The following is a 13,597-nucleotide window of genomic DNA, read 5'->3' on the forward strand; positions in this document are numbered from 1 at the left end:
ATATAGAGGATGTTGATAACGGCTAGAGCTAACAGTTAACAAATTAATTATATATTGATAGGTTATTGTAAATAATCTTATAAAAGTGATTTTTGATAGTTAATTAATATCAAAAATAGTATGAAAAAATCCACCAATTAATTTGATGGCCGTAAACCCCATAGCAACCTAGCTCTGGGGACTCCCTTCTCACAGCACACAATATTTAGCGTAAGAACCAGCCTCATTCGCTGTCCAATCACCTTTTGGCTTGTCTTTCATATCTTCACACCACGCGTCGCTGCCAATTTGTGATTGGAAGACACAGTGCTTTGCATAATCCACCGCCTGCCCGGCGTTCCAATCACCTTTTGGCTTGTCTTTCATATCTTGACACCATGCTTCGCTGCCCACTTCTGAGCAGGCGGCGAGTGAGAATGCAGTAAACAATACCAAGGCTATTTTTTTCATGTTTGAGTTCCAAATGGATGCGATTTTTGTTCGGAGTGACTATACCGAAAATCACGGTCTCAGTGTTAATCCTATGCTAAAAATTGGCATCTAATGACAAATCACTCAGTGATGATCCTCACTCTTTTTTACTCCTCAGTTCACTAATCAACGATCAAAATCACATTACCTATTTTCGCATCGTGCAAATTATTTTTGCTACGCTAGGATTCATCGAAACGTTTCGATGAGATTTTCTTGAACGATTCAAGAGTGATAGAAAGGTGTCAAAAAGCGAAACATAAAGCCTAACGTGAAGGTATAACAATGAAAAAAAGTACCCTATTAAACTCAGAACTCTCTTACTTGGTGGCTACTTTAGGGCATACCGACGAAATCACAATTTGTGATGCAGGTTTGCCCATTCCTGATGAAGTGCAGCGTATTGATTTAGCATTAACTCACGGTATTCCCGGTTTTATTGACACGGTCCGCGTGATTCTTTCTGAATCTCAAATTGAAGGTGTGATCATTGCTGAAGAGTTTGCACAAGTAAGCCCTGAGCATCACAAAGCACTGCTTGCTGAGCTGAAAGCGGAAGAGGAGTTATGCGAGAAAGCGATTGCTGTCACTTACCTGTCTCATCAAGATTTTAAAGAGCGCACTATGCGCAGCCGCGCCGTGGTAAGAACAGGCGAATGTACGCCGTATGCGAATGTTATTTTTCAAGCAGGCGTCGTGTTTTAAGCCGCGATTGAGGATCCACTATGATTCAAGCAATTTTAGCGCTCAGTGAGATTGAAAAAGCGTTCCCCGGCGTGAAAGCGCTCGATAAAGCTAGCCTCAATGTTTACCCCGGCCGCGTGATGGCGTTGATGGGCGAAAACGGCGCGGGTAAATCAACCTTAATGAAAGTGTTGACGGGTATCTATTCATTGGATGCGGGTTCTATCACTTACCAAGGAAAACCAGCCGCCTTTAAAGGCCCACGAGATTCACAACAAGCGGGCATCAGCATTATTCACCAAGAGTTGAATTTGATTCCGGAATTAACCATTGCTGAAAACATTTTTCTGGGTAGAGAGATAACCGGTGCTATGGGGCGAATTTTATGGAATGAAATGTACCAAGCAGCCGACAAACTACTGGCTCGCTTAAATGTTAAACACAGCTCCAAGACCTTGTTGGGTGACTTAAGCCTTGGTGAGCAACAGATGGTTGAGATTGCAAAAGCGCTCTCATTTGAGTCGAAAGTGATCATCATGGATGAGCCGACGGATGCGCTGACGGATACCGAAACTGAATCGTTATTTAATGTGATTAACGAGCTGCGTGAACAAGGTTGCGGCATTGTTTATATCTCACATCGGTTGAAAGAAATTTTTGAAATTTGCGACGACATTACCGTGTTACGTGATGGCAAATTCATTGGCCAGTGCAAAGTGTCTGACACCAATGAAGATGGCCTGATTGAGATGATGGTCGGCCGGAAATTAGAAGAGCAGTACCCACGTATTGAGGTAAAGCACGGCGACACTTGCCTTGAAGTGATAGGCCTCACGGGTTCAGGTGTGCATGACATTAATTTTACGCTCAAACGAGGTGAAATCCTCGGTGTCTCGGGTTTGATGGGCGCAGGGCGCACTGAATTAATGAAAGTGATTTACGGCGCGCTGCCCAGTGAGCGAGGCGTGATTAACCTTGAGAACAAAACCATCAACCCAGTCAGCCCACAAGATGGCCTTGCAAACGGTATCGCGTATATTTCAGAAGATCGCAAAGGGGACGGTTTGGTTCTTGGCCTGTCGGTGAAAGAGAACATGTCACTGTGTGCGTTGAATAAATTTAGCAAAGGTGTACAGATTCAACACAGTGATGAAGTCATCGCAGTGGAAGATTTCATTCGCCTATTCAACATCAAAACGCCATCTCGTGATCAAATCATTGGCAATTTATCCGGTGGCAATCAGCAAAAAGTAGCGATTGCCAAAGGGTTGATGACACGCCCTAAAGTCTTGATTTTGGATGAACCCACACGCGGTGTTGACGTGGGAGCCAAAAAAGAGATTTACCAATTGATTAACCAATTTAAAGCCGAAGGGATGAGTATTATTTTGGTTTCGTCAGAGATGCCAGAAGTGCTAGGGATGAGTGACCGAATTTTGGTGATGCATGAAGGTCGAATCAGCGGCGAATTCAGTGCCAAACAAGCCAACCAAGAGATTCTACTCGCCTGTGCGGTAGGCAAAAAGATCAATGAGGAAGCAGCATGAGCAGTAACAGCATGAGTAATTCAACCCAAACTAACCGCAGAAAATGGATCAGTAAAGAGTGGCTCATTGAGCAAAAATCACTGATTGCTTTGCTTTTTTTAGTGGTCGTTGTCTCTTTTTTAAACCCCAATTTCTTTACGGTTGACAACATACTGAACATTTTGCGCCAAACCTCAGTCAACGCCATTATCGCTGTGGGGATGACCTTGGTTATTCTAACGGCAGGTATCGATTTGAGTGTTGGCTCGGTACTGGCGTTGTGCGGCGCTTTTGCTGCAACCATGATTGGTCTTGAGATTCCTGTCATTATCGCAGTCCCTACAGCGTTACTTGCTGGCGCGGCACTGGGTGCGATTAGCGGCATCATTATCGCCAAAGGTAAAGTGCAGGCGTTTATTGCCACCTTAGTCACTATGACCTTACTGCGTGGTGTGACCATGGTTTATACCGATGGGCGTCCAATTTCGACAGGTTTTACCGATACTGCAGATGCTTTTGCTTGGTTTGGTACAGGTTACGCGTTGGGTATTCCCGTTCCGGTGTGGATGATGGTGGTGGTCTTTGCTGCGGTTTGGTACTTACTCAACCATACACGTTTTGGCCGCTACGTTTACGCGCTAGGTGGCAATGAGTCTGCGACGCGATTGTCAGGCATTAATGTGGATCGCGTGAAAATTGGTGTGTACGCCATCTGCGGTCTATTGGCTGCGCTGGCTGGCATCATCGTCACGTCTCGCCTCTCTTCTGCGCAACCGACTGCTGGTATGGGTTATGAGCTGGATGCCATCGCTGCCGTCGTACTTGGTGGTACCAGCTTGATGGGTGGTAAAGGACGCATTATGGGCACGTTAATTGGGGCGCTGATCATCGGCTTTCTTAATAACGCGCTGAACCTGCTTGATGTCTCTTCTTACTACCAAATGATTGCGAAAGCCGTGGTTATTTTGCTCGCGGTACTCGTGGATAACAAAAATAAGTAACACGATAGAAAACCTCCGTTTTAAAGCGAGCCATATTAGCTTTAAAACGGCCCCTACAAAAAGGACTATAAAGATGAAAAAACTTGCAACTTTAATCTCTGCTGCTCTACTTTCCACCACTGTCTCTGTGGCTGCGCATGCGCAAGACACCATGGCGATTGTACTATCCACTCTGAACAACCCATTTTTTGTCACCATGAAAGATGGCGCAGAAGCGAAAGCGAAAGAGCTAGGCTACAACCTGATCGTCTTGGATTCACAAAATGATCCAAGCAAAGAGCTATCAAACGTAGAAGACTTAACCGTTCGTGGCGTTAAAGCGATTTTGATCAACCCAACCGATTCTGATGCCGTCTCTAACGCCATTCGTATGGCCAACCGCGCTAAAGTGCCAGTGCTGACACTGGATCGCGGTGCAAGCCGTGGTGATGTTGTGAGCCACATCGCTTCTGATAACGTAGTCGGTGGTGAAATGGCCGGTCACTTTATCGTCGAAAAAATCGGTGCAAAAGCCAAAGTCATTCAACTGGAAGGGATTGCTGGCACATCGGCCGCTCGTGAGCGTGGAGAAGGTTTCATGAACGCGGTGAAAGGCAGTGAAATGGAACTGCTTGCTAGCCAGCCTGCTGATTTTGACCGCACTAAAGGTTTGAATGTAATGGAAAACCTGCTAGCGGCAAACCCAGATGTTCAAGCCGTATTTGCCCAAAATGATGAAATGGCATTGGGTGCACTTCGCGCCGTTCAAGCATCAGGCAAAGAGGTGATGATCATCGGTTTTGATGGTACCGACGATGGTATCGCGGCGGTAGAACGCGGGCAACTTGCTGCGACTGTTGCTCAACAACCAGACATGATCGGTGCACTTGGCATTGAAACGGCCGATAAAATGCTAAAAGGCGAACAAGTGGATGAGTACATTCCGGTTCCTCTAAAAATCATCAGCAAATAATCTTTGCTGTAGGTAGCTCTTTACTGGTTCGTAGAGAGCTACCTCTTCTATAACCCCTCAGTCATCAATAACCAGTAATCAGGCTCGATAGGTTTGTTTTTTCAGGTGAAGCCACAAAAGCCAAACCTCTCCAGCTCTATTTCAAACATGTTCACTCATGAACAAAGGACAAATTATGAATCAGTTAGTGGTATTAGGTAGTGTTAACGCTGACCATGTTTTGCAAGTGCCTTCATTTCCTCGCCCGGGCGAGACGCTGCATGGTCGTCATTATCAAGTTATTCCCGGTGGTAAAGGGGCCAACCAAGCTGTAGCGGCCGCGCGATTAAAAGCGGACATCGGTTTTATTGCTTGCGTGGGTGACGACGCATTCGGTATCAATATTCGTGAGAATTTTAAGCTCGATGGTATCAACATTGCGGGAGTTAAAATGCAGCCCAATTGTCCGACGGGCATTGCGATGATCCAAGTCTCGGACAGCGGAGAAAACAGCATCTGTATTTCGGCAGAGGCGAATGACAAGCTGACGGCTGATGCCATTGAACCGGATTTAGCCGCCATTGGTGCGGCCAAATATTTATTGATGCAACTGGAAACGCCAATCGATGGCATTATTAAAGCTGCGCAAATCGCCAAACAAAATCGTACCAATGTGATTTTAAACCCAGCGCCTGCCAGAGATCTGCCTGATACTCTGCTAGAATGTGTCGATGTGATCACACCAAACGAAACGGAAGCGCAGCGCTTAACGGGGATCACGGTTGATGATGATCACACAGCGCAGTTAGCGGCCAATGAACTGCATAAAAAAGGGATTGAAATCGTCTTGATCACCTTAGGTGCAAAAGGCGTTTGGCTAAGCCAAAATGGGCGTGGTCAACTGATTGCTGGTTTTAAAGTCGATGTGACAGACACCACCGCGGCAGGTGATACGTTTAACGGTGCTTTGGTCACGGGTTTGTTGGAAGATATGCCTTTAGAATCAGCCATTAAATTTGCGCATGCTGCGGCAGCCATTTCTGTTACCCGTTTTGGCGCGCAAACCTCAATACCCACCCGAGTAGAAGTGGACGCGTTTCTCGCTCAGCATCAATAGAATAGGAAAAACAGACATGGCGACAATGAAAGATATTGCAAGATTAGCCGGCGTATCCACGTCTACCGTCAGCCATGTCATTAATAAATCTCGCTATGTGAGCGATGAAATTGCTGAGCGTGTCAATAAAGCCGCGCAAGATCTGAACTATGCCCCGTCAGCATTGGCTCGCAGTCTCAAAATGAACCGAACGCGCACCATTGGTATGTTAGTGACCACTTCGACGAACCCCTTTTTTGGCGAAGTGGTCAAAGGGGTAGAGCGCAGTTGCTATCACAAAGGTTATAACCTTATTTTGTGTAATACCGAAGGGGATAGCCAGAGGATGCAAGCCTCTATCAACACACTGCTGCAAAAGCGCGTTGATGGCTTACTTTTGATGTGCTCCACCTTAGAAGGTGAGCGGATTGACGTTTTTGAACGCTACCCAGATATCCCTGTCGTGGTGATGGATTGGGGCCCAATGCTCTTTCCTAGCGATAAAATACAAGATAACTCTTTACGTGGTGGTTATATTGCGGCGAACTATTTGATTGAGTGCGGTCATAAAGAAATCGGTTGCATTACTGGGCCATTGATTCGACATCAAGCTCAAATGCGTTATGAAGGCTATAAGCGCGCTGTCTTGGAAGCAGGTTTGGACATTTATCCCAATTGGATTGTGGAATCCGATTTTGAATGTGAAGGTGGCTACGAAGCGTTCAATAAAATGTTAGCCAAAGGACCATTACCGAGTGCGATTTTTGTCTCTAATGACATGATGGCAATGGGTGTGATTAATGCAGCTAATGAAAAAGGGATCCGCATTCCTGAAGATCTTTCGCTGATGGGGTATGACGATATTCACATCGCCCGTTTTATGTCGCCAGCTCTAACCACTATTCATCAACCCAAATATCGTTTAGGTAAAGCGGCAGTTGACACCTTACTTGCCCGTTTAGAAAACGAAGCGCTCGAACCGCAAATTGTCCAATTAGAGCCGACTTTAGTGGTGCGTAAAAGCATCAAAATGATGAACAAGTAGATGGAAAAATCCCTCTCTTTAGTCAAGAGAGGGATGAGGCACTAATTACTGAGTCATATTTTTCCAGAAATCAGCCCATTGTTGTGGTCGATTATAGAAATGGCTAACAGATACGGTTCGCCATTGCCCCTCTGCTTCATACACAATCGAGGGAAAACCAGAAAGCTGATATTGCGCCATTAAGCTTTGCGTCTGCTCTAACTGCTCTGGTAACTGAGCTTTGGCTTGCTCCATCGCTTGTTCCCATTGATTTGGCTCTAGGTCAAGCGATTGGGCTAACAGTGCTAATGTTTCAGTATCGGCCACAGGCAAACCTTGCTGGTAATGCGCTTGTTGAATGCTTTTGAGCATAACACTTGGCGATACACCGAGTAATTGCGCTGCAATAATGGCTTGAGCAGTAACGTATGAGTCCAATATCATGGTTTCACCACTTTTGATTTTGGCGATGTAACCTTCCCCAAATACGGCTCCTGTTTGCTGAGCAATGCGCTGATCAGCTTGCAGTACATGTTGGCGAAAACCATCTGAAAGAGGCGATCGCTCGATCATTCCACCCGGATGAAGGTGCAGTTTGACTCCGCTCATTTCATTCAACTGCTGAATCAGAGAGGTTGCTCCGTAACACCAGCCACACATTGGGTCGAAAATATAGTGGACGTTTACCATTTCATCTCACCCATATGAACTTTGGCACCAATTTCTAAAGCCATTGGTAGGCCAGCATTAGGGTAAAGGTTTTGCATGGTTTGAATTAACTGAGCGCTGTCTTTGCTGTTTGCTTTGGCTTTAGCAAAATCCATAAGATATTGTTGTGCAAATTCAATTGAAGAAGCATCAAGCGCTGTTCCAGAAGTCATATGCCCCGGGATCACTACGTTTGGTTTGAGTGCTTTCATTTGATCAAGTTGTTGCGCCCAAGCTTGGCGGCTCGCATCACTTTGTGCATCGGCCATCCATAAATGAACATTTCCGTATACCGCGACGTTACCTAAAATCGCTTTATTGGCTGGTATCCATAAATAAGGACGATGCGCTAATGCTCCATCCGCATCGCGAATTTCAATAGTTTGCCCATCAATGGTTAAGGTTTTGCCATTATAAGCCGTTGGTAGTATTGGTTTTACAGGGGCATTTTCACCCATTTTTGGAGCCCAAAATGCCAGTTTACCTTCGAGTTTTTCTGCAATCGTTGCACGTACGCCAGGAGTCGTGAGCACTTTCGCTTGTGGAAACATGTCATGCAGTACTTCAGCGCCAAAGTAGTAATCAGGGTCAGCTTGGCTAATAAAAATCGTGGTTAAGTTTTTGCCAGAGTCGAGCACTTTTGCTGCAATACGGAGTGCGTCGGCTTTAGTAAAGCCAGTGTCAACCACCATCGCTTCTGTTTCGCCATAAACCAAAGTGGAGTTGACATGGAAGCTATTGCCATCTGCATTGTAGACGTCAAGTGTCAAAGGTTGTTGTGCTGCAAACGCGGTGCTGCTGATGAGTGTGGTTGCTGTAAATAGAGTCAGTGTTTTCATGATTATTTATCCAAAGAGTATGTTATCGGTTCGGGAGCTATCATACGAATTAGATTGGTTCGGATATATAGCGAATAACCAACATCATTGTTTCTTAATTTGAACTAATGATGAATAAATTAACCAACAAACGAGAGTTTTTGGATATAGAATTCGCTTAACGCGTTCGTGCTATAGCTACAGTTAAATGGCAGAGGTTTATCGCTAGCAGTACAAGCTTTGATTGAATGTCAGAAAGAGTATTTTGTGAATCATGATTGGCAAACGATATGCCTATAGATGAGGTAGAGAGGAGTGATAAGCAGAGCGTGTTGCCACACTCTGCTTATGGATTATGCTACTGCGCCTTGTTTCTGCGCTTGTTGCACTAATGCCTGACGTTGAGCTTCCATAGCAGATTGAACTTCATTTTCCCTATGAGTGTCTTCTTCCACAGCCTGTGGGACAAGTACATAGAACTTATTGATGGTCATCTTTGGATCTCATGTAGTTTTGGAAACAAAAAAATAGAGGATGTTAACCTAGTTAACATCCTCCATGACGGTCAAATTATAGGCGTAGATGACGGGGCTTAGCTAGTCCTTTTTTCATCGTAAGCCGAATTTTTTATACGTCGTAAGTGGTAGACGCCGTATTTCCGCCTGTACCAGTCCAGTTTGTGTGGAAGAATTCACCACGTGGACGATCAGTACGCTCATAAGTGTGAGCACCAAAGTAATCACGTTGGGCTTGCAGTAAATTAGCCGGTAAGCGAGCGGTGGTGTAGCCATCTAAGAAAGTGAGCGCGGAGGTCATACATGGCATTGGAATGCCGACTTCCATTGATTTGGCCGCTACTTTACGCCAAGCCACTAGGCAGTTATCCAAAATGTCCTTGAAGTAGGCATCTGAACCTAAGAAGGCGATTTCTGGGTTAGCTTCGAACGCATCACGAATGTTGCTCAGGAATGCGGAGCGGATGATACAACCACCACGCCACATCAATGCCACGTTACCGTAGTTAAGATTCCAACCATTCTCGTTAGACGCTTGGCGCATTAGCATAAAGCCTTGTGCGTAAGAGATGATCTTAGACGCAAGTAGCGCTTGACGAAGTGCGTCAACCCACTCTTGTTTATCACCTTCGATTTGCATATTGCTCTTACCAAACAGTGCTTCGGCAGCAACGCGCTGATCTTTCAATGCTGAGAGGCAACGGGAGAAGACTGACTCAGTGATCAGCGTCAGCGGAATACCCATATCGAGTGCGTTAATGCCCGTCCATTTACCTGTGCCTTTTTGGCCTGCAGTATCGAGGATTTTCTCAACCAGAGCTTCACCATCTTCGTCTTTGTAGCCTAAGATATCAGCGGTGATTTCCACTAGGTAGCTATCGAGCTCGGTCTTGTTCCAATCAGCAAACACTTTTTGCATTTCATCATGGTTTAAACCCAAGCCGTCTTTCATAAACTGATAAGCTTCGGTAATTAGCTGCATATCGCCATATTCGATACCGTTGTGTACCATTTTAACGAAGTGGCCCGCGCCGTCGTTACCCACCCAATCACAGCAAGGTTCACCAGCTTCGGTTTTTGCTGAGATACCTTGGAAAATTGGCTTCACGGCTTCCCAAGCTTCAGGTGCGCCACCTGGCATGATAGATGGGCCAAAACGTGCCCCTTCTTCGCCGCCAGAAACGCCTGTACCGATAAAGTGAATACCTTTTTCACGCAGTGCTGCAACACGGCGGTTGGTGTCTGGGAAGTTCGTGTTACCACCATCGATAATGATGTCGCCTTTATCGAGTAGCGGAACCAGTTGGTCGATGAAATCATCCACGACTTGGCCCGCACGCACCATCAGCATCACTTTGCGAGGTGTCGCCAGTTTGTCGACTAACTCTTGCAGTGAATAAGCACCAACAATATTGGTGTCTTTCGCTGGACCTGCTAGGAACTCATCGACTTTTGCCGCGGTACGGTTGTGAGCTACCACTTTAAAACCGTGGTCGTTCATATTTAGGATAAGGTTTTGGCCCATCACTGCTAGGCCGATTACACCGATATCACCTTTCATTTATTTCTCTCCTTCACGCAATCTTTGTTGCGGCATCTGAATCTAAAAACCACTCTGTTTCACCAGTTGTTGATTTAACTTTGGCAGCCGGATAAGGAAGATCCTCGGCTTTCGTGGTGTGAATTTCGTGTACGATCTCGGCTTTACCTGCGCCAAGAACGAGGTAACTAATGCGTTTTGCAGCTTCCAACACTTTCGCTGTTTTAGAGACACGAAGTTGGCCTGATTCCGGATGCGTTGCCACTAAAGATAAATTCTCATCCTCGTAGTCGGTCACATTAGGAAACAGGGATGCCGTATGGCCATCTGCGCCAACACCGAGCAAAATCCAATCAAAAACAGGAGTACCGTTGACGGATGGAATAACTTTTGCCATCTCATCGGCAAAGCGCTTAGCTTCGGTTTGTGGATCATCTTCGCCGCGAATACGGTGAATATTTTGAGGTGGAATGTTCACTTGGCTAAACAGCAGTGTATTGGCTTCACCAAAGTTGCTTTCGGCATCGTCAGGAGCAACACAGCGTTCATCACCCCACCAAAAATGCAGGTTTTGCCATGCAATCGCCTGTGCATAAGGTTCACTGGCCAATAATTTGAACAGCATTTTGGGTGTGCTGCCACCGGAAAGGGAGATATGAACTGGCTGACCTTGCTCGCTATAGCGTTGCATTTCATTGGCGAGCGTTTCAACCACCTGTTCTGGGGTTTGAAAAATTTTATGATTGATCATAATTCGCAGTAATCCGTATCGGTCAAGTTTTTACACGGGAAGCGCCACGCGCGGCCATCATTGTGTAGCAGCAAATCAGACTCTTTTGGTCCCCACGTGCCACAGGCATAGCCAAACAGCGATTGAGGGTCTTGTTTAAAATCCAAAATAGGTTGCACGAACTTCCAACACGCTTCTACGGCATCGGTACGCGCAAATAAAGTTGCATCACCGTTGAGCGCATCCAAAAGGAGCCGTTCATAAGCGGTCAACATCTTGGTTTCTTCCAGTGATGTGTAATGGAAGTTCATGGAGACTTCTTTGGCTTTGAAGCCCGCACCTGGCTCCTTCAAACCAAAGCTCATTTGAATGCCTTCATCGGGCTGAATGCGGATGATGAGCTTGTTTTCAGGGGCATTTTGCCCAAAAACAGGGTGTGGCGTACGCTTAAAGTGAATGACCACTTCGGTGACGCGCGTTGGTAAACGTTTACCTGAACGCACATAAAATGGCACACCATTCCAGCGCCAGTTATTGATAAACATTTTCAAACCGACATAAGTTTCAGTGCGCGAATCTGCTGCCACACCATGTTCATCACGGTAACTGGGTAAAAACTGGCCACGAACTTCCGATTCCGTATATTGCCCCAGTACGAGGTTGTGGCGTAGGTCATCATCAGAAAGCGGTTGCAGGCTTTGCAGCACTTTATTGACTTCGTTACGAATTGAATCGGCATTAATGGCGGCTGGTGGTTCCATGCTAACCATAGCTAACACTTGCAGTAAATGGTTTTGGAACATATCACGCACCGCACCAGAACCGTCGTAATAGCCACCGCGTTCTTCGACGCCCAAAAATTCTGCGCCTGTAATTTCGACATAGTCAATGAAATTGCGGTTCCACAAAGGTTCGAACATCCCGTTAGCAAAACGGAAAACCAACAGGTTTTGTACCGTCTCTTTGCCTAAATAATGGTCGATACGGTAGATCTGGTGTTCTTGGAAATGGCGATGAATTTCGATATCAAGGCGTTGAGCCGATGCGAGGTCATAACCAAACGGTTTTTCGATGATCAAACGCTTCCAACCTTGCGCTTCGCTATTTAATCCATGCGCTGCGAGATTGGCCGGGATGACGCCATAAAGGCTCGGCGGCGTCGCGAGATAGAACAGAGTGTTGCGTTGCGTGAATTGGTATTGCTCAGCCAAAGAGTCAAGACGCGTGGCGAGCTGCGCGTATTCTGCAACATCTGAAGTATTGATCGCTTGATAATGCAAGTGCTCGCAAAAGGCGTCGAGAATATCTGGGACGGTCTTTTCCATTTCCTGAAGAGAGCGCTTTAATTTTTCACGGTATGACTCATCGCTGTATTGGGTTCGGCTGACACCCAGAATAGCAAAGGATTTCGGCAGTTGATCACTGGCGAACAAGTGATACAGAGCAGGTATAAGCTTGCGATAGGTTAAGTCGCCTGAAGCACCAAAAATCACAATACTGCTGTTTTCAGGTATTACCATCATCTTTCCCTTAAAAACGAGGTATTTAGCATGCGCCAACGGTAGCAGCGTCATGCAAAAATAGAAAATAGGCTCTAACTATAATGTCGATAGTTAAAACCAATGCGCTCCTCCAAAAGTGCAGAACGCAGTCTAGGGATCGCCCCTAGACTCGGGTGCGTATTGTCTACGACAATTTGACATACATCAACTATTGATAACGCAATCGATTAAATTCTCATGCCATCTCGACACATTTTCAGGGTGAGAGGTTAGGTTCTGCCTAAGTCTCATCCCCTGACCACAGCACGTTACTTATAGCGGCTGTGAATGATCCTAGGTGGTCAGTCTTATCCGGAATGGTAACTCTATGGTGATTATTCAGTTGAACAATGACAGTTTGACGACGGAACTTGCGCTTGTACTTGGTTATAACGTTTGAGTTGGCTGAAATAGTGATGCGCTTTTTGTACGTGTTCGAACTCCAACATCCAAGTCGCACTGCGCTGCGCTGAACAAAAAGCACCCATATGTTTGAGCAAGTCATCGCTTTGTTTGGTGAGTACGTTGGCAAGGCGGTTAACCAAGGCATTGGGCTCAATCGCAGTAAACTGCAGCAGAGCATAAGATTGATTTAAGACATCAAAGGCTTGTTTATGCTGGCCCAAGTGGTTGAAAATTTCAGATTGAGAAACAGCAGCATCACATAGCCCAGAGATCAAGCACACCAACTGGCAAGATTTTGTATGTTCGCAGTTTAGCGCTGATTGAATATGACTTGGCATATGATGCAGTACATCTTCAAACAAACAGTGTGCTTGTGGCCAATGCCCCTGTGCTAATAGTTGTTCAGCCTTGAGATAGCTTGTCCAGCACTGTTGTAAGTCCATACTCAATTCTCCAGAATGACGGCGTTCACTTATTTAAATGCAATTTATTATCAAATGCAAATAATTGTTATTTGCGATTTTAAGTGTGGTGATTGTTTATTATTTGTTCGGTTAAACGCGAATAAGGTGTAACTCGCTAAAATATAAATGAATTGCTTCTACAC

At 45.7% G+C, this 13,597-nt stretch carries 14 protein-coding genes; 6 read left to right on the plus strand and 8 right to left on the minus strand.

The annotated features are described in order from the left end of the window. Positions 1–189: 189 nt before the first annotated feature. Complete coding sequence (locus AACQ17_RS00060; RefSeq protein ID WP_094147142.1) at positions 190–450, minus strand: DUF3012 domain-containing protein; 261 nt, start codon at positions 448–450, stop codon at positions 190–192. A 306-nt stretch (positions 451–756) separates the two neighbouring features. On the opposite strand from AACQ17_RS00060, the gene rbsD reads away from it, so the two are divergent. The 6 genes from rbsD to AACQ17_RS00090 all read left to right on the plus strand — a co-directional run bounded on the left by rbsD (position 757) and on the right by AACQ17_RS00090 (position 6,754). Continuing rightward, positions 757–1,176 (plus strand): D-ribose pyranase, encoded by a 420-nt coding sequence (gene rbsD, locus AACQ17_RS00065; protein ID WP_013868176.1) that lies wholly within the window; start codon positions 757–759, stop codon positions 1,174–1,176. Positions 1,177–1,196: 20 nt separating this feature from the next. Beyond that, on the plus strand, positions 1,197–2,702 hold the full coding sequence (gene rbsA / locus AACQ17_RS00070) for a ribose ABC transporter ATP-binding protein RbsA (protein ID WP_094147143.1): 1,506 nt from the start codon (positions 1,197–1,199) through the stop codon (positions 2,700–2,702). Between the two features lie 11 nt (positions 2,703–2,713). Next, positions 2,714–3,682 (plus strand): ribose ABC transporter permease, encoded by a 969-nt coding sequence (gene rbsC / locus AACQ17_RS00075; RefSeq protein ID WP_010320544.1) that lies wholly within the window; start codon positions 2,714–2,716, stop codon positions 3,680–3,682. A gap of 73 nt (positions 3,683–3,755) precedes the next feature. After that, positions 3,756–4,634 carry a ribose ABC transporter substrate-binding protein RbsB gene (gene rbsB / locus AACQ17_RS00080; RefSeq protein WP_010320543.1) on the plus strand — a complete coding sequence of 293 codons (879 nt, stop codon included), beginning with the start codon at positions 3,756–3,758 and terminating at the stop codon, positions 4,632–4,634. 175 nt (positions 4,635–4,809) lie between these two features. Next, complete coding sequence (gene rbsK, locus AACQ17_RS00085; RefSeq protein ID WP_026027770.1) at positions 4,810–5,730, plus strand: ribokinase; 921 nt, start codon at positions 4,810–4,812, stop codon at positions 5,728–5,730. A gap of 16 nt (positions 5,731–5,746) precedes the next feature. Beyond that, positions 5,747–6,754: a substrate-binding domain-containing protein gene (locus tag AACQ17_RS00090; protein WP_013868172.1), complete on the plus strand. Its 1,008-nt coding sequence runs from the start codon at positions 5,747–5,749 to the stop codon at positions 6,752–6,754. Positions 6,755–6,799: 45 nt separating this feature from the next. Here the strand turns inward: AACQ17_RS00090 and AACQ17_RS00095 are convergent, their stop codons facing one another. The 7 genes from AACQ17_RS00095 to AACQ17_RS00125 form a co-directional block, all read right to left on the minus strand. After that, complete coding sequence (locus tag AACQ17_RS00095) at positions 6,800–7,423, minus strand: DsbA family protein (protein ID WP_094147144.1); 624 nt, start codon at positions 7,421–7,423, stop codon at positions 6,800–6,802. Next, positions 7,417–8,280, minus strand: coding sequence for an MBL fold metallo-hydrolase (locus tag AACQ17_RS00100; RefSeq protein ID WP_094167761.1), 864 nt, complete (start codon positions 8,278–8,280; stop codon positions 7,417–7,419). The genes AACQ17_RS00095 and AACQ17_RS00100 overlap by 7 nt, the downstream gene beginning before the upstream one ends. Before the next feature lie 332 nt (positions 8,281–8,612). Beyond that, positions 8,613–8,753: a hypothetical protein gene (locus tag AACQ17_RS00105; protein ID WP_017050239.1), complete on the minus strand. Its 141-nt coding sequence runs from the start codon at positions 8,751–8,753 to the stop codon at positions 8,613–8,615. Positions 8,754–8,886: 133 nt separating this feature from the next. Further along, positions 8,887–10,335 carry a decarboxylating NADP(+)-dependent phosphogluconate dehydrogenase gene (gene gnd / locus AACQ17_RS00110; RefSeq protein WP_094147478.1) on the minus strand — a complete coding sequence of 483 codons (1,449 nt, stop codon included), beginning with the start codon at positions 10,333–10,335 and terminating at the stop codon, positions 8,887–8,889. A gap of 13 nt (positions 10,336–10,348) precedes the next feature. After that, a complete protein-coding gene (gene pgl, locus AACQ17_RS00115; protein ID WP_017046895.1) occupies positions 10,349–11,065 on the minus strand; it encodes a 6-phosphogluconolactonase in 717 nt (238 codons plus the stop codon). Further along, complete coding sequence (zwf, locus tag AACQ17_RS00120; protein ID WP_166538149.1) at positions 11,062–12,564, minus strand: glucose-6-phosphate dehydrogenase; 1,503 nt, start codon at positions 12,562–12,564, stop codon at positions 11,062–11,064. Before zwf ends, pgl begins: the two co-directional genes overlap by 4 nt. A 356-nt stretch (positions 12,565–12,920) precedes the next feature. Then, positions 12,921–13,433, minus strand: coding sequence for a hypothetical protein (locus AACQ17_RS00125; RefSeq protein WP_166538148.1), 513 nt, complete (start codon positions 13,431–13,433; stop codon positions 12,921–12,923). Positions 13,434–13,597 lie beyond the last annotated feature (164 nt).

The sequence above is a fragment of the Vibrio sp. V10_P2A27P122 genome (assembly GCF_963874335.1).
Lineage (GTDB): Bacteria > Pseudomonadota > Gammaproteobacteria > Enterobacterales > Vibrionaceae > Vibrio > Vibrio anguillarum.